Genomic DNA, 16034 nt, shown 5'->3' with positions numbered 1-16034 from the left:
CTTGGCCCCTATGCCGGCCTGGTGCTCCTTCAGGATGCCAATGATCTGCTCTTCGCTGAAACGGCTTTTCCGCATCGTCTGTCTCCTCGTTTGGAGAACAGGCTAACTTCAAACCGCGGATTTTTCAGGGGAGCAGGTCATCACCCAGCCGCCTGCCCATCCCACGCTTTGCCGGGTCTACAGACCAATAAAGTCTCAAACAAATATTCCTCCCCGCTATCGTTTCCAATCTCCACATCATTGTCACCGCCCCGGAAACGCCCAAGCCTCACCCAGCCTGCGCCCCAAGGTTGACACCTTTGCCCGCCAGGATTTTGCCTGACACAACCCGCGTGACGGAGGCTTCCATGGCCCTTTCCAAAACCTATGCGCTCGCAGCCGGCACTGTCGCCTCGGCCTTCGCCATCGGCTACGTGATGCAGTTCGGCCTTCCCGGCCTCGGCACCTCCTCCGACCCCATCGCGGTCAGCGGCATCACCGAGACCGCCGCACCCGCCGGCGCCTCCGCGACCGGGTTCGGCACAGCCGGCTCCTCGCTGCTCACCGGCGCTGGCGGCGGCGGAACTGCAGGGGCCTCGCTCGTGGCCCCCCCCGCGCCCGGCAACTCGCTCGCGGCATCCGACCGTGGGGTCAACGCGTCAGGCGGCCCGCTTCAAGCATCCCAGGACACACTCAAGGCATCCCCCGACACGCTCGTTGCTCTCGGCGACCCCGCCGCAACCGGCGCCAACGCGGGCTTCACCGCCACAGGCGCCCAGCCAGACCCCACCGCCACAAGCGAGACCGCAGCCGGCGAGACCACACTCGCCTCCAACGCGCAGCCCAACTTCGAAGGCCGCCTCCTGCCCCGCGACAGCGCCTCGACGCCCACTCTCGGCTCCGAGCAACGCGCCACCATCGGCGCCGCCTCCGCGACCGAGGGCAGCACCAAGGATAGCGCCGAATGCGCCATTCAGGCCCACGCCGAGACCAGCGCCGCTGCCATGGTCTCCCTCACACTCGAAGCTCCCTGTCACGGCGCAGAGCGCGTCACCCTGCACCACAGCGGCCTCATGTTCACCGCCACCACAAAGCCCGACGGCAGCCTGTCGCTCGACGTGCCCGCGCTGTCCGAGACCGCGGTCTTCATCTTCTCCTTCGCGGGCGGTGCCGGCGCAGTCGCGCAGGCCGAAGTCTCCTCCTTGAGCTTCTACGACCGCGTCGCCCTGCAGTGGCGCGGCGATGCCGGTCTCGGCTTGCACGCCCGTGAAGGCGGCGCCGAATACTTCGCCCCCGGTCACATCTGGAGCGGCGCCCCTGGCGAGGTCGCCACTGCCGCCCGCGGCGAAGGCGGTTTCCTCGTCCGGCTCGGCGATGCGGGAGCCCCCGAGCCGCTTCTCGCCGAGATCTACTCCTTCCCCGCCGGTATGGTGCGCGAGCCCGCAGATGTGGCCATTTCCGTCGAAGCCGAGGTCACCGCCGACAACTGCAGCGCCGACGTCGAAGCCCAGACCCTGGAGCGCCGCGGCGGGGCGGAGCTCTCGGTCCGTGACCTGCGGCTGTCCGTGCCGGCCTGCGATGCCGTCGGCGATTTCCTGGTGCTCGACGCGCTGGTCCGCGACATCGAGGTCGCGGCCCGCTAATCCCGCCACCGACACCTATTGAAATTCCGCTGCCCTCCGGGAAAAGTCGCGCGGGCAAATCCTGGCGACCTTGGGGGGCACCATTTTTCTCATCCGCAGACTTGCCGCCCGATGCGCCGCTCGCGCCGCACTGATGGCCGCGGCCCTGCTGCTGGCGGTGCCACATGCCAGCGCCGAGGATGTCACCCTGCGCTCGCAGGACGGCGGCGTCTCGCTTTCCGGCACGCTTCTGGGCTTTGACGGCGAATACTACCGGATCCGCTCGGAATACGGCGAGTTGACCGTCGATGCCTCCGGCGTCTCCTGCGACGGGGTCGCCTGCCCGTCCCTCACGAACTTCGTCGCTGAACTGCGCTTCTCCGGCTCCGCCACCATCGGCCGCGTGTTGCTGCCCGCCCTGATCGAAGGATTCGCCCTGCGCGAAGGCTACCGCACCGAGCGCGCCGCCCTGGGGCCCCGGGTGACCCTCTACCGCCTCATCGACGAGACCAGTGGCGCCCCCGCCGCGCGTTTCCGCATCTACAGCACCTACACGGACGAGGGCTTCGCGGATCTTCTGGCGGATGAGGCCGACATGGTCATGGCGCTGCGCGAGATCACCCCGCGCGAAGCGGCCCAGGCGCGCGAGGCAGGCCTGGGCGACCTGACCCAGGCGAAATGGTCCCGCGTGCTTGCGCTCGACGCCATGGTGCCCGTGGTCGCGCCGGGCAACCCGGTCGATCAGATTTCCCTGTCGGGTCTGAGCGCGGTCCTGTCCAGCAAGATCGCCAATTGGACGGCACTTGGCGGGCCGGATGCCCCGGTGGTGCTGCATCTGCCCGCGCCCCGATCGGGTCTGGCCCAATCGATCGAGGCGCGCCTTGGTCGCCCTCTGCCCGAGGCTTCCGACGGCGCGGTCATCCGCCACGAGAGCCAAGACGCGCTGGCCGCCGCCCTGGCCGTCGATCTCTTCGGTCTCGGCATCGCCAGCCATTCCGAGACGGGTCTCGCCAAGCGCCTCGCCCTGACCGGCCCTTGCGGCTTCACCCTCGACGCCGGCCGGCGCACCATCAAGACCGAGGATTGGCCCCTGACCGCGCCATTGTTCCTGTATCTGCCGGCCCGACGCCTGCCCAAGATCGGGCGGGATTTCATCGCCTATACAGCCTCGGCCCCGGCCCAGAACGTGATCCGGCGGGTCGGATTTACCGACCAGGCCCCCGAGGAAGTGCCGATCTCGGACCAGGGCGCGCGTCTCGCCAATGCCATAGCTGTGGCCGAGGGGCCCGAAGGCCTTTCCGCCTTGAAACGGCTTCAGACGGAACTTGCGCCGCTCAATCGGTTGACCACATCCTTCCGGTTTGAGCCGGGGTCTGCGCGGCTCGACGCGCAAAGCCGCGCCAATGTGCAAAGCCTCGCTGCCGACATCGAGGCTGGGATCTACGACAACCGCCGGCTGCTTTTTGCGGGCTTTTCCGATGGCGCCGGCCCGGCCGCCGCCAATCTTGCCATCGCGCGCAAGCGCGCCGAGGCGGTCCGCGACGCGGTGCTGGCCGAGGCGGAAGCCGCCGACCTGGACCGGATCGAAATCGGCACCGAAGGCTTCGGCGAGGCCATGCCCATGGCCTGCGACGACACCCAATGGGGTCGCGGTGCGAATCGGCGGGTCGAGGTCTGGCTGCATTAGATCAGCCCCTCAGCGCGGAAGCTGAGCGCGCCCTTCTTGCCGATCACCAGGTGGTCATGCAGGACCACGCCCATGACCTCGGCCGCCGCGGCAACCTGCTGTGTCATCGCGATGTCGGCCTCGGACGGCGCGGCGTCGCCGGATGGATGGTTGTGCACAAGAATCAGGGCCGAGGCGTTCAGCTCGAGCGCGCGTTTGATCACCTCACGCGGGTAGACCGGCACATGATCGACCGTACCGCGCGCCTGGGCTTCGTCGGCGATCAGCACGTTCTTGCGATCGAGGAACAGCAGGCGAAACTCCTCGATCTCGCGGTTGGCGAGCGCAGTCCGGCAGTAGTCCAGGAGCGCCTGCCAGCTCGAGACCACGGGCCGGTTGATCACGCGCGCGCGGGCCAGGCGCTGCGCCGCGGCCTCGATGACCTTGAGCTCGCAGATTACGGCCGGGCCGACACCCTCGACCTCGGCCAGGCGGGTCGCGGGGGCGGCCAGCACCTGACCGTAGTCCCCGAACGTCTCGATCAGGCGGCGCGCAAGAGGTTTCACGTCCCGGCGCGGAATCGTCCTGAATAGAACCAGCTCAAGAAGCTCGTAATCCGGCACCGCCTCGGCCCCGCCCGTGAGGAAGCGGTCGCGCAACCGTTGCCGGTGGTCGCGCAGGTATGAAGGCAGGACGGGGCCGCCCGCATCCCGCGGCGGGGTGTCGAACAGCTGGCCCTGCGCTTCTGAAAATCCGCGTATGAACATGCCCGCAGGCTGCCGCGCCGCGAGTTAAAGCGGGATTAACGGCGCTGCAGAATATTTTTTCAGCGTCTTAACCCTTTCTTCACACCTTTCGGGGAATTCTACCGGCAGACCCGGCATTCAGGGTCCCCCAAGCGCTCGTTTCCCCAAAACGCGCCCCCGCGGCCCTGACCAGGCCGCGGGGAAAGCTCGGGTCACTCCGCCGCGTCGCGCCGCGGCAGAACCCAGTCGGGACGCGGGAAGTGGCAGGTGTAGCCGTTCGGGATCCGCTCCAGGTAATCCTGGTGCTCCGGCTCGGCTTCCCAGAAGTCGCCGACAGGTTCGACCTCGGTGACCACCTTGCCCGGCCAGAGGCCGGACGCCTCGACATCCGCGATCGTGTCGAGCGCCGTCTGTTTCTGCGCCTCATCGACATAGTAGATCGCCGATCGATAGGAGAGACCGATGTCATTGCCCTGACGATTGAGCGTGGTCGGATCGTGGATCTGGAAGAAGACCTCCAGAAGCCGCCGGTAGGAGATGCGCGCCGGGTCGAAGATGATCTCGATGCCCTCGGCATGGGTGCCGTGATTGCGGTAAGTCGCGTTTGGGACGTCGCCGCCGGTGTAGCCGACCCGAGTGCCCTCGACACCGTCGAGCTTGCGGATGAGATCCTGCATGCCCCAGAAGCAGCCTCCGGCCAAGACCGCGCGTTGATGTTCGCTCATGCTCTTTCCTCCACCTGGTCAAGATATCGGCCGTAGCCCTCGGCCTCCATGTCGTCGCGATGCACGAACCGCAAGGCCGCCGAATTGATGCAGTAGCGCAGCCCGCCTCGGTCGGCCGGACCGTCCGGGAACACATGGCCCAGATGGCTATCGCCGTGCTTGGACCGAACCTCGGTCCGGATCATGCCGTGGGTGGTGTCGCGTAGCTCGGCGATATTCGCAGGCTCGATCGGTTTCACGAAGCTGGGCCAACCGCAGCCCGAGTCATACTTGGAAGAGGAGGCAAAAAGAGGTTCGCCGGAAACGATGTCCACGTAGATGCCCGGTTCCTTGTTCTGCAGATAGCGGCCCGTGCCCGGCCGCTCGGTGCCGTTTTCCTGGGTGACACGGTAGCTCTCGGGCTCGAGCGCCGCGACGATGTCGGGGTCTTTGCGGTAGTCGGCCATGGGCCCCTCTTGGTCAGTGATCCTTTGGGTTCAAGATGGGGCCCTGCAGCGCGAACGCAACGGGGGGATTTTCGGCGCCAACCCGCCGCGAGATGCCAAACCTCTCGGCGACCGGGCGCCATCGACGCGGCAAGCCCGGGAACCGGCAAGGAGTCGCACCGCCCAAACCCACACCGCGGGCGGGCCAGCGCTCAAAATTCGACGTCGCCAAGCGAGGTGGCGACAGGCCCCAGCCAAGCGCCCATGTCTTGCCCAGCCCCGGCGCCGATCCTCGGCAACGGGGCCGAGCAGAGCAAAGGAGTATTGCTATGACCATCCACAGCAAGACCCTGGGCGTCACCGCCCTTCTTGCCTCCACCGCGCTTGCCGCCGGGGTGCAGGCCCAGACCGCGCCCGACAGCAGCCTGTCCGCGCCCGAGGACAGCAGCCAAACGAGCCCGCTCGGCATGGAGGCCCCGCGCGCGGCTGGCGGCGCGCCCGAGACACTGGACGCGCTGGTGACGGCCTATGAGGACGGGCTGCCGCCCATGGCCGAGGTCTCCGACCTGCCCTCCGACGCGGCGATCGAAACCATGGCGATCTCCGACTTTCCGGACGCGGCCCCGGGCGAGGCGGAGCGCCTCGACCTCGCGCTGGCTGATGCCGAGGGCGAGCTGACCGAGATCCAGGATGCCGTGGCCGCCAATGCCGCGCTCAGCGACGCTCTGGAGGCCGAAGGCTACGCCCCGGAGGACGTGATCGGCGTCTTCGCGGGCAGCGCCGGCACCGTGGAGCTGCTGATCGACGACCGCGCCTGACGCCCACCGGCCCCCGCGACTTCCCCGCGCGGGGGCCGGACACCGAAGGCCCATTTGGTCGGGACGGGCATCAAGTCAGTCGTAAAGTCGCAATGAATTCATAGGGGCTGCGCGCGCTGTCTGCCTTGTATTCCCCGGCAGCTCGACGCGAGCCGCAAATTGGTGACCAGGCCGCCTATTCACGCTACCCCCGTAGGCTCACCACTCTTCCGGCAACCGCGCCAAGGCCCAGCGCGCCGCATCGCGCACCGTGGGGTCGTCGTCCGCCGTCAAGGCGCGCGCCACTTCCCGCAGCCCCGCATCGCCGGAATTCCCGATGGCATAGGCCACGTTCCGCACGAAGCGGTCGCGGCCGATCCGCTTGATGGGCGAGCCGGAAAACCGCGCGCGGAATCCGGCGTCGTCGAGCAGTGCGAGCTCGGCCAAGGGCGGCGCCAGAAGGTCGTCGCGGGCCTGGTATTTGGCCTCCTGGGCCTCGGCGGCAAACTTGTTCCAGGGGCAGACCGCAAGGCAGTCGTCGCAGCCGTAGATCCGGTTGCCGAGGCCGGGGCGCAGCCCCTCGTCGACCGGGCCCTTGTGCTCGATGGTGAGGTAGGAAATGCAGCGCCGCGCGTCGAGCTGGTAGGGTGCCGGGAAGGCATCGGTCGGGCAGACGTCGAGGCAAGCGCGGCAACTGCCGCAGTGATCGCTCTCGGGCGCGTCGCGGTCCAGATCGAGCGTGGTGAAGAGCGCGCCGATGAAGAACCAGGAGCCCATCTCGCGGCTGACCAGGTTGGTATGCTTGCCCTGCCAGCCGAGGCCAGCCGCCTGGCCCAGGGGCTTTTCCGCGACCGGGGCGGTGTCAACGAAGACCTTGATCTCGGGCGCGCCCTCGGCGGCCTCGATCAACCAACGGCCCAGGCGCTTCAACCGTTTCTTAACAACATCATGGTAGTCTCGATTCTGTGCATAGACCGAGATCGCCGCACGGTCGGGTTGGCCCAGCACCTCCAGCGGGTCATGCCCGGGCGTGTAGCTCTCGCCCAACATGATGATGGATTTTGCCTCGGGCCAGAGGACGCGCGGGTCCCCGCGCCAGGTGGCACGATCCTCGAGCCAGGACATCTGGCCATGCCGCCCTGCTGCGAGAAAGGCGCGCAGGCGTTCGGGCACCTCTGGAATGTCGTCGGGTCCGCAGATCCGGCAAAGTGTGAAGCCCTGCGCGCGGGCCTCTTCCTTGAGGCGGGTCGTCAGATCCATGTGGTCCCCTCGGCGTGATCGGGCAGGCGCTCGGGGCGATCCACTGCGCACCCAATGGTGCGATCGGGGGAGCGTTCGGGGTGATCCAACGCGCACCCCTTGGCGTGACCGGAGGTGCGCTCGGGTCGCTCCAACGCGCACCGCTTGGCGTGATCGGGAGAGTGTTCCGTTCGATCCGATGCACACCCCGTGGCGTGACCGGGGGAGGGTTCGGATCGATTCGATGTACACCCTTGTGCGCGATCGGAGAGGCGCGCGATTAGAGCCGAGGGAAAGCGTGCGGTCAGCTCAGTTGAGAAGCGCTCGGCCAAATCAATACGGCCATCCGGCGCAGACCCGACGACTCGCCGCCCCGGAACCATGCCCACCCCCGGGCATGATCGGGCCAAAAATACTCCGGGGGTGCGGGGGCGGAGCCCCCGCTCGGGCGACCCGCGCCGAAGGCGTGGGGCGCAACCAAAACCAGAGCCAGGAGGACAGACCCAACCACCAAAACCCCACGTCGAAACCGCGTGAGGCGCAGGATCAGAAATCGAGGTCGGCATAATGCGGCGGCTGCGGGAAGCCGGGCAACTGGTCGGCGAGGATCGAGCGGAAGGCGGGCCGCGACTTGATCTTCGCGTACCAGTCCTTCACCGCCGCCTGCCGGTTCCAGTCGACGTCCGAGATGTAATCCAGCGCCGAGAGATGCGCGGCGGCGGCGAAATCGGCGAGCGTCATCACGTCCCCCGCCAGCCAGCGGCGGTGGTCGAGCAGCCAGGCCATGTAGTCGAGGTGATACTTGATCGCCTTGGCCCCGGCCTTGACGTTGGAACTGTCCGGGAAGCCCGCCTTCATCACCTTCTTGTTCACCCGCTCGTAGAGCAGCTTGGAGGTGACCTCGTTGTGAAACTTGTCGTCGAACCAGCCGACCAGCCGGCGCACCTCGTAGCGCGCGTCCGCACCGCGCGGCAGCAGCGCGGGCTCGGGGTGCTTCTCCTCGATCCACTCACAGATCGCCGCGCTCTCGGCCATGGTCTTGCCGTCGATCTTCAGGATCGGCACCTTGGCCGCCGGGTTCCGGCGCAGGAAATCGGGATCCTTCTCCCAGTAGCGCTCTTCGATCAGCTCGACCTCGATCCGTTTCTCGGCGAGGCTGAGCCGCACCTTGCGGCAGAAGGGCGACAGCGGCACGTGGTAGAGCTTTGCCATGAAGGGGTCCGAAACGCTTCCTGAAATCCGTCTTGTCTCTAGCGCCTGCGGGCCAAGCTGTTCAACCATCCAAGGGCCCCCAAGGCACCGCGGGGCGGGGTTACGCCGCCCCGAAACAGGCCGCGCGGCCGTCGCGCTCGATCGTGGCCGCCCCGTCGAGGATCGAGGCCGCGCGCCGGCGCACCGCGCCCGAGGGGTCGGCGGCGGAGCGGCCCTTGGGGTCGGGCAGGATCGCGGCCAGCCGCGCAGCCTGGGTCGGGCTCAGATCGGCGGCGCTGACGCCGAAGTAATGCCGGGCGGCGGCCTCGACGCCGAAGACGCCCTCGTCGAACTCGGCGACGTTCAGATAGACCTCGAGGATGCGGCGCTTGGGCCAAACCGCCTCGATCGCCGGGGTGATCACCGCCTCGAGCGCCTTCCGCGACCAGCTGCGCCCGTGCCAGAGGTAGACGTTCTTCACCACCTGCTGGGAGATGGTCGAGGCGCCGCGGTTGCCGCCCTCCTCGATGGCGTCGCGGATCGCGGTCATGTCGAAGCCCCAGTGACGGCAGAAATTCGCGTCCTCGGCGGCCACCGCGGCGCGCAGCATGACCGGGGCGATGCGCTCGGCCGGGACCCAGTCGCGGGCCACGCCGTCGAGCCGTCGGGCCTCGGCGATGATGTAGGGCGTCGTCGGCGGCGGCACGATTCGATAGAGCCCCACGGCGAGCGCCAGGATCACCGCCAGGGCGAGCACCCCGCGCAGGCCCCAGCGCAGCAATAGCCGGCCGGGGCGCAGGCGGGCGGGCTTGGTCTTGGTTTTGGGTTTGCTCGATTTCTTGGCCATGGCTCTCTCATAGCCGGGCGGGCCGGGGGGCGGCAAAGCAAAAGGCGCGGGACCGCGGGCCAGGACCTCGGGTCGCCGGGCCAAGACCGCCCCGCCAGCGAAAAGGGCCACCCCGGCGAGGCGGCCCCTTGCTCAATTCACCGCACGCCCGCTAGGGCGCGCCCGCAGATCACTCCGCCGGGACGGCGTGGTCCTCGATGCCCAGCGGATGCTCGATCTTGTCCAGCATCTCCTTCGGGCAGACCTGCAGGAAGCGGGCCTTCTCCTCGTCCCAGTGCTGCAGGATCTCGGCGGCCTTGCGGCTGCCGGTCTCTTCCTGGTGGCGCTGGATCAGCCCTTTCAGCTCGGCCTCCCAATGGGCGGTGTTCACCGGGCAGGCGACCAGGCTCTCCATGTTGATCAGCTCGGGCGCGCGGCCCTCGGGATCGTAGAGATAGGCCATGCCGCCGGTCATGCCCGCGCCGAAGTTGGCGCCGATCGAGCCCAGGATCACCGCGACCCCGCCGGTCATGTATTCGCAGCCGTTCGAGCCGCAGCCCTCGACCACCACATGCGCGCCGGAGTTCCGCACGGCGAAGCGCTCGCCCGCCCGGCCCGCGGCGAAGAGGTAGCCCGCCGTCGCGCCGTAAAGCACGGTGTTGCCGATGATCGTGTTGTCGGCGGCCACCAGGGGCGAGGCCATGGGCGGACGCACCACCACGGTGCCGCCCGAGAGCCCCTTGCCGACGTAGTCGTTGGCATCGCCCGAGACCTCGATCTTCAGCCCCGGCGCCGCGAAGGCCCCGAGCGACTGCCCGGCCGAGCCGGTCAGCTTCACCGTCAGGTGGTTCGGCTGCAGCGAATTGCGCATGCCGAAGCGCTCGACGATATGGCTCGAGGTGCGCGTGCCCACGGTTCGGTGCGTGTTCTGCACCGCGTAGGAGAGCTGCATCTTCTCGCCGTCGTTCAGGAAGCGCGCAGCGTCCTTCACGATCTCGGCGTCGAGCGTGTCGTCGACCTCGTTGCGCGGACCGTTGCGGTCGAAGACCACGTCGTCGGCGCCGTCGACCCGGATCAGAAGCGGGTTCAGGTCCAGGTCGTCGAGGTGGTCCGACCCGCGGCTCACCTGGCTCAGCAGGTCGGCCCGGCCGATCACCTCGTCGAGCGACCGCGCGCCGATCTGGGCCAGAAGCTCGCGCACCTCCTGGGCGTAGAAGGTGATCAGGTTCACCACCTTGTCGGCATTGCCGGTGAACTTCTCGCGCAGGTCATCGTCCTGGGTGCAGACGCCCACCGGGCAGGTGTTCGACTGGCACTGGCGGACCATGATGCAGCCCATGGCAATGAGCGCGGCGGTGCCGATGCCGTATTCCTCGGCGCCCATCATCGCCGCCATGACGATGTCGCGGCCCGTGCGCAGACCGCCGTCGGTCCGCAGGGTGACGCGGCTGCGCAGGTTGTTCATCGACAAGACTTGGTGCGCCTCGGTCAGGCCCATCTCCCAGGGCAGGCCCGCGTATTTGATCGAGGTCGCCGGCGAGGCGCCGGTGCCGCCGTTGTGCCCCGAGATCAGGATCACGTCGGCCTTGGCCTTGGCCACGCCCGCGGCGATCGTGCCGACCCCGGAGGAGGCCACCAGCTTCACCGTCACCTTGGCGCGCGGGTTGATCTGCTTGAGGTCGTAGATCAGCTGCGCCAGGTCCTCGATCGAGTAGATGTCGTGGTGCGGCGGCGGCGAGATCAGCGTCACGCCGGGCGTCGAATGGCGCAGCTTGGCGATCAGCTGGGTGACCTTCATGCCCGGAAGCTGGCCGCCCTCGCCGGGCTTGGCGCCCTGGGCCACCTTGATCTCGAGCTCCTCGCAGTTCAGCAGGTATTCCGCCGTGACCCCGAAGCGGCCCGAGGCCACCTGCTTGATCTTGGCCGAGCGGTTGTCGCCGTTGGTGTCGGGGGTGAAATCCTTGGGATCCTCGCCGCCCTCACCGCTGTCGGACTTCGCGCCGATGCGGTTCATCGCGATCGAGAGCGTCCTGTGCGCCTCAGGCGACAGCGCCCCCAGCGACATGCCCGGCGTCACGAAGCGCTTGCGGATCGAGGTGATGCTTTCCACCTCCTCGATGGGCACCGGCTTGCCGAGCGGCTTGATGTCCAGCAGGTCGCGCAGGTGGATCGGCGGGTTTGCCCGCATCGCCTTGGAGAACTGCGACCAAAGCTCGTAGGATGCGCGGTCGCAGGCCGCCTGCATGAGGTGCATGGTCTGCGCGCCCCAGGCGTGGGTCTCGCCGGACTTGCGGGCCTTGTAGAAACCGCCGATCGGCATGACGTCGCGGCCACCGCGGAAGCCCAGCGCGTGGATTTCCTCGACCTTCTTCTGGATGCCCGAGACGCCGATGCCCGAGATCCGGCTGATCATGCCGGGGAAATACTCGGCGCACATGGCGCGGCTGAGGCCCACCGCCTCGAAGTTGAGCCCGCCCCGGTAGGAGGAGACCACCGAGATGCCCATCTTCGACATGATCTTCAGCACGCCCAGGTCGATGGCGTCGCGGTAGCGGCGCATCGCCTCGGTCAGCGTGCCGTCGAGCAGATCGCGGCGGATGCGGTCGGCGATCGTGTCCTCGGCGAGATAGGGGTTCACCACCGTCGCGCCGGCGCCGATCAGCACCGCGAAGTAATGCGGGTCGATGCATTCCGCCGAGCGCACGTTGAGCGAGCAGAAGGTGCGCAGGCCCTTGCGGGTCAGATGGCTGTGCACGGCGCTGGTCGCGAGGATCATCGGCATGGCGACCTTGTCCTCGTCGGCGCGGTGATCGGTCAGGGTGATGTGCCCCGCGCCCGAGCGCACCGCGTCCTCGGCCTCGGCGCGGATGCGCTCGAGGTTCTCCTTCAGGGTGTCGCGCCCGCCGCCGGTCGGGAAGGTGCAGTCGGTCTCGACCATCTCGGCGTTGAAATGCGTCTTCAGCTCCTCGAACTGGGCATTGCCGACGAAGGGCGTGTCGAGCACCAGGATCTCGGTCTGCGACGAGCTTTCATCGAGCACGTTCTTGAGGTTGCCGAAGCGCGTCTTCAGCGACATCACGCGGAACTCGCGCAGGCTGTCGATCGGCGGATTGGTCACCTGGCTGAAGTTCTGCCGGAAGTAATGCGACAGCGGGCGGTAACGCTTGGACAGCACCGCCGAGGGCGTGTCGTCGCCCATTGAGGCGACGCTTTCCTTGCCATCCTCGGCCATGGGCACGAGGATCTGCTCGATCTCCTCGATGGTGTAGCCCGCGGCGATCTGGCGGCGGCGCAGCTCGCCCGCATCGAACAGCGGCGTCTCCTGCACGCCGCTCAGCGGCTCGTCGAGCTCGGTGATCTTGCCGACCCAATCGCCGAAGGGCTGGGCGGCGGCGAGCTTGTTCTTGATCTCGACGTCGTGGAAGAGCTTCTTCTCGGCCATGTCGACGGCGATCATCTGGCCGGGGCCAAGCGCGCCCTTCTCCTTCACGGTGGCCTCGTCGGTGGGCACCATGCCCGCCTCGGAGCCCGCGATCAGCAGGTCGTCGCCGGTCACCACATAGCGCATCGGGCGCAGGCCGTTGCGGTCGAGCCCGCCGCAGACCCAGCGGCCGTCGGTCATGGCCAGCGCCGCCGGGCCGTCCCAGGGCTCCATGACCGAGTTGCAGTAGGAGTACATGTCGCGCCAGGCCTGGGGCAGTTCCTCGGCCTGCTTGGACCAGCTCTCCGGCACCAGCATGGTCTTGGCCATGGGCGCGTTGCGGCCCGCGCGCACCAGCACCTCGAAGACCGCGTCGAGCGCGGCCGAATCCGAGGCGCCGTTGGCGATGATCGGTTTGATGTCGCCTGCCATCTCTCCGAAGGTCGCCGAGGCCATGCGGATCTCGTGGCTCTTCATCCAGTTGGTGTTGCCCTTCAGCGTGTTGATCTCGCCGTTATGGGCGAGCATCCGGAAGGGCTGGGCCAGCCACCACTGCGGGAAGGTGTTGGTCGAATAGCGCTGGTGGTAGATCGCGAAGGCGCTCTCGAAGCGGTCGTCCTGCAGATCGGGATAGAACTCGGCCACGTCCTGGGCGAGCATCATGCCCTTGTAGATGATCGACCGGCAGGACAGCGAGGCGATGTAGAGCTGGTTCACCCCGGCGGCCGCCGCGGCCTTCTCGATGCGGCGGCGGATGACGTAGAGCTCGCGCTCGAAGGTCTCCTCGTCCACGCCGCGGGCGTTGGAGATCAGGATCTGCTCGATCTCGGGGCGGGTGGCATTGGCCTTCTCGCCCAGGCAGTCGACGGTCACCGGCACGTGGCGCCAGCCGTAGATGTAGTAACCCATGCGCAGGACCTCGGTCTCCACGATGGTCCGGCAGGTCTCCTGGGCGCCGAAATCGGTGCGCGGCAGGAAGACCTGGCCGACGGCCATGAGCTGGTCCTTGCGCGGCGTGTGGCCGGTGCGCTCGATCTGGTCGTAGAAGAAGGAGACGGGGATCTGCACGTGGATGCCCGCGCCGTCGCCGGTCTTGCCGTCGGCGTCCACGGCCCCCCGGTGCCAGATCGCCTTCAGCGCCGAGATGCCGGATTCCACCACCTTCCGCGAGGGCGTCCCGTCGAGCGAGACAACCAGCCCCACCCCGCAGGAGGAATGTTCCTCGGCCTCGGAATAGAGACCGTTCTCGGCCAGCCACTTGCGCTTGGCCTCCATTTCGGCGGCCCAGTTTGCGTCGTATTTGGTCATGGCAGATCCTCCTCTGACACGAAGGGGTTACATGCTTCGTATTCGGACCGCGTGTGGCGGGTGTGCGCGCCGGGCAGCCGCAGGGCGGCGATGGCGCGGTCCGTGGAAATCTCGGACACCAGGGGGAAGGCGCGCGCCGCCTCGAAAAGCCCCGGCATCAGTTCATAAGTCTCGTCGCCGTCGTCGCGTAGCCAGAGATGGCTGCCGCAGGTCCCGCAGAAGGCCCGCTCCGAGAAGGCCGAGCTGCGGTAGCGCGTCACCGGCCCGTCGATCTCGAGCCCCTCGGGGCCGGCGGCGAACATCGCGTAGAGGCTGCCGGTCCAGCGGCGGCACATGGCGCAGTGGCAGACCCGCAGCTCGGGGTCATGCGCCGCCACGCGGATCGTCACCGCGCCGCAGAGGCACCGCCCGACCAGCGCGTCGGGCGTCGTGCCGGCCTGGGCCTCGATGCTCACTCGGCCGCCACCGCCGCGGCGCCGTCGAACTGGCGCAGCACCGCGTCGGCGCAGTCGCGGCCGTCGCGGATCGCCCAGACCACCAGGCTCGCGCCGCGCACGATGTCGCCCACGGCGTAGACGCCGGGCAGCGCGGTCGCGCCGGTGGTGAACTCGGCCTTCACGGTGCCCCAGCGGGTCACCTCCAGCTCGGGCGTGTCCCAGAGCGTCGGCAGCGCCTCGGCCTCGAAGCCCAGCGCCTTGATCACCAGGTCTGCGGGCTCGTCGTAGTCCGAGCCCTCGATGATCTCGGGGCTCTGGCGGCCGGTGGCATCGGGCGCGCCGAGGCGCATCTTCTGCACCACCACGGCGCTGACCGGCTCGCCCTTGAAGCCCTTGGGCGCGGTCAGCCATTCGAACTGGACGCCCTCTTCCTCGGCGTTGGCGACCTCGCGCTGCGAGCCGGGCATGTTCTGCCGGTCGCGGCGGTAGAGGCACTTCACGCTGGTCGCGCCCTGCCGGATCGAGGTCCGCACGCAGTCCATGGCGGTGTCGCCGCCGCCGATGACCACCACGCGCTTGCCCTTGGCGTTCAATTCGCCGCTCTCGAACTCCGGCACGTCGTCACCGAAGTTCACCGCCCGGTTCGAGGCGGTCAGGAAGTCGATGGCGCGCACGATGCCCGGCGCGCCGGAGCCCGGCCCCTGCAGCTCGCGGCTCTTGTAGACGCCGGTGGCGATGATCACCGCGTCATGCTTTTCGCGGATCTCGGCGAAGGTGATGTCCTCGCCCACCGCGCAGTTGAGCTGGAAGGTCACGCCGCCCTCTTCGAGCTGCACGTTGCGGCGCATGACCACTTCCTTCTCGAGCTTGAAGCCCGGAATGCCATAGGTCATCAGCCCGCCCGCGCGGTCGTGGCGGTCGTAGACGGTGACCTGCACGCCGGCGCGGCGCAGCACGTCCGCCGCCGCGAGGCCGCCCGGGCCCGCGCCGATGATGCCGACGCTCTCGGGCCGCTCAGAGGCGGGCGCGATGGGCTGCACCCAGCCTTCTTCCCAGGCGGTGTCGGTGATGTGCTTTTCCACCGCGCCGATGGTCACGGTGCCGTGGCCCGACTGTTCGATCACGCAATTGCCTTCGCAGAGCCGGTCTTGCGGGCAGATGCGGCCGCAGATCTCGGGGAAGGTATTGGTGGCCTGGGAGATCTCGTAGGCCTCCTGCAGGCGGCCCTCGGCGGTCAGCCGGAGCCAGTCGGGGATGTTGTTGTGCAGCGGGCAATGCGACTGGCAGTAGGGCACGCCGCACTGCGAACAGCGGCCGGCCTGTTCCTCGGCCTTCCGCTCGGCAAATTCCGCGTAGATCTCCTGAAAGTCGCGGGCGCGCTCCTCGGCGGTGCGCTTCTGGGGCATGTCCCGCCCCACGGACACGAATTTCAGCATCGGCTGCTTCGCCATGACAATATCCTCGGATTCCCTCTTGGCGGTCTCATATAGCCAGCCTCGGGAAAAGAAAAGTAACACATGCTGACCTATATCGCAAAAGTTTCGCCGCTTCCGCAAAAGCGCCTGGCCTTGCGACACAAAAATAGGTCCGATTTGCGACATATTTTCCGGCTTCCTTGGACGATCCCCGCGCGGTAGCAGGATCTCACGACC

General features: G+C 68.0%; 12 protein-coding genes. 3 read left to right on the top strand and 9 right to left on the bottom strand.

What is annotated here, in order from left to right; all coding sequences use genetic code 11:
* Nucleotides 1-347 precede the first annotated feature (347 nt).
* On the top strand, nt 348-1622 hold the full coding sequence (locus ACX938_RS11640; RefSeq protein WP_459431175.1) for a hypothetical protein: 1275 nt from the start codon (nt 348-350) through the stop codon (nt 1620-1622).
* Nucleotides 1623-1755: 133 nt separating this feature from the next.
* Nucleotides 1756-3288, top strand: a complete 1533-nt coding sequence (locus ACX938_RS11635; RefSeq protein WP_459431174.1) for a phosphate ABC transporter substrate-binding/OmpA family protein — start codon at nt 1756-1758, stop codon at nt 3286-3288.
* Here the strand turns inward: ACX938_RS11635 and radC are convergent.
* From radC to msrB, 3 genes are all read right to left on the bottom strand, one after another.
* Nucleotides 3285-4034: a RadC family protein gene (gene radC, locus ACX938_RS11630; protein WP_459431173.1), complete on the bottom strand. Its 750-nt coding sequence runs from the start codon at nt 4032-4034 to the stop codon at nt 3285-3287. The genes ACX938_RS11635 and radC overlap by 4 nt on opposite strands.
* Nucleotides 4035-4225: 191 nt before the next feature.
* Nucleotides 4226-4738 (bottom strand): peptide-methionine (S)-S-oxide reductase MsrA, encoded by a 513-nt coding sequence (gene msrA / locus ACX938_RS11625; protein WP_232753888.1) that lies wholly within the window; start codon nt 4736-4738, stop codon nt 4226-4228.
* Nucleotides 4735-5184 (bottom strand): peptide-methionine (R)-S-oxide reductase MsrB, encoded by a 450-nt coding sequence (gene msrB, locus ACX938_RS11620; protein WP_459431172.1) that lies wholly within the window; start codon nt 5182-5184, stop codon nt 4735-4737. The genes msrA and msrB overlap by 4 nt, the downstream gene beginning before the upstream one ends.
* A 308-nt stretch (nt 5185-5492) precedes the next feature.
* Here msrB and ACX938_RS11615 point away from each other — a divergent pair, with 308 nt between their 5' ends.
* Nucleotides 5493-5981, top strand: a complete 489-nt coding sequence (locus tag ACX938_RS11615; RefSeq protein WP_459431171.1) for a hypothetical protein — start codon at nt 5493-5495, stop codon at nt 5979-5981.
* A gap of 198 nt (nt 5982-6179) precedes the next feature.
* On the opposite strand, the gene queG is transcribed toward ACX938_RS11615, so the two are convergent.
* The 6 genes from queG to ACX938_RS11585 all read right to left on the bottom strand — a co-directional run bounded on the left by queG (nt 6180) and on the right by ACX938_RS11585 (nt 15833).
* Nucleotides 6180-7220 carry a tRNA epoxyqueuosine(34) reductase QueG gene (queG, locus tag ACX938_RS11610; RefSeq protein WP_459431170.1) on the bottom strand — a complete coding sequence of 347 codons (1041 nt, stop codon included), beginning with the start codon at nt 7218-7220 and terminating at the stop codon, nt 6180-6182.
* 525 nt (nt 7221-7745) lie between these two features.
* Nucleotides 7746-8411, bottom strand: a complete 666-nt coding sequence (gene fzlA / locus ACX938_RS11605) for an FtsZ-binding protein FzlA (RefSeq protein WP_232753884.1) — start codon at nt 8409-8411, stop codon at nt 7746-7748.
* 100 nt (nt 8412-8511) lie between these two features.
* Entirely contained in the window at nt 8512-9237 is a 726-nt protein-coding gene (gene mtgA, locus ACX938_RS11600) for a monofunctional biosynthetic peptidoglycan transglycosylase (protein WP_459431169.1), read from the bottom strand.
* A gap of 169 nt (nt 9238-9406) precedes the next feature.
* Nucleotides 9407-13945 (bottom strand): glutamate synthase large subunit, encoded by a 4539-nt coding sequence (gltB, locus tag ACX938_RS11595; protein WP_459431168.1) that lies wholly within the window; start codon nt 13943-13945, stop codon nt 9407-9409.
* The gene (locus ACX938_RS11590) at nt 13942-14400 is read right to left on the bottom strand and encodes a GFA family protein (protein WP_459431167.1); all 459 of its coding nucleotides are present in this window, start codon (nt 14398-14400) and stop codon (nt 13942-13944) included. Before ACX938_RS11590 ends, gltB begins: the two co-directional genes overlap by 4 nt.
* Complete coding sequence (locus ACX938_RS11585; protein ID WP_459431166.1) at nt 14397-15833, bottom strand: NAD(P)-dependent oxidoreductase; 1437 nt, start codon at nt 15831-15833, stop codon at nt 14397-14399. The genes ACX938_RS11590 and ACX938_RS11585 overlap by 4 nt, the downstream gene beginning before the upstream one ends.
* Nucleotides 15834-16034: the final 201 nt, after the last annotated feature.

This window comes from Roseivivax sp. (assembly GCF_054552075.1).
The sequence above is the reverse complement of the archived record's forward strand: the minus strand, read 5'-3'. Positions and strand labels throughout refer to the sequence as shown.

Bases quoted from the DNA above. Each gene is read 5' to 3' on its own strand.
- ACX938_RS11640 (WP_459431175.1), top strand. From the start codon at position 348: ATGGCCCTTTCCAAAACCTATGCGCTCGCAGCCGGCACTGTCGCCTCG.
- ACX938_RS11635 (WP_459431174.1), top strand. From the start codon at position 1,756: ATGGCCGCGGCCCTGCTGCTGGCGGTGCCACATGCCAGCGCCGAGGAT.
- radC (WP_459431173.1), bottom strand. From the start codon at position 4,034: ATGTTCATACGCGGATTTTCAGAAGCGCAGGGCCAGCTGTTCGACACC.
- msrA (WP_232753888.1), bottom strand. From the start codon at position 4,738: ATGAGCGAACATCAACGCGCGGTCTTGGCCGGAGGCTGCTTCTGGGGC.
- msrB (WP_459431172.1), bottom strand. From the start codon at position 5,184: ATGGCCGACTACCGCAAAGACCCCGACATCGTCGCGGCGCTCGAGCCC.
- ACX938_RS11615 (WP_459431171.1), top strand. From the start codon at position 5,493: ATGACCATCCACAGCAAGACCCTGGGCGTCACCGCCCTTCTTGCCTCC.
- queG (WP_459431170.1), bottom strand. From the start codon at position 7,220: ATGGATCTGACGACCCGCCTCAAGGAAGAGGCCCGCGCGCAGGGCTTC.
- fzlA (WP_232753884.1), bottom strand. From the start codon at position 8,411: ATGGCAAAGCTCTACCACGTGCCGCTGTCGCCCTTCTGCCGCAAGGTG.
- mtgA (WP_459431169.1), bottom strand. From the start codon at position 9,237: ATGGCCAAGAAATCGAGCAAACCCAAAACCAAGACCAAGCCCGCCCGC.
- gltB (WP_459431168.1), bottom strand. From the start codon at position 13,945: ATGACCAAATACGACGCAAACTGGGCCGCCGAAATGGAGGCCAAGCGC.
- ACX938_RS11585 (WP_459431166.1), bottom strand. From the start codon at position 15,833: ATGGCGAAGCAGCCGATGCTGAAATTCGTGTCCGTGGGGCGGGACATG.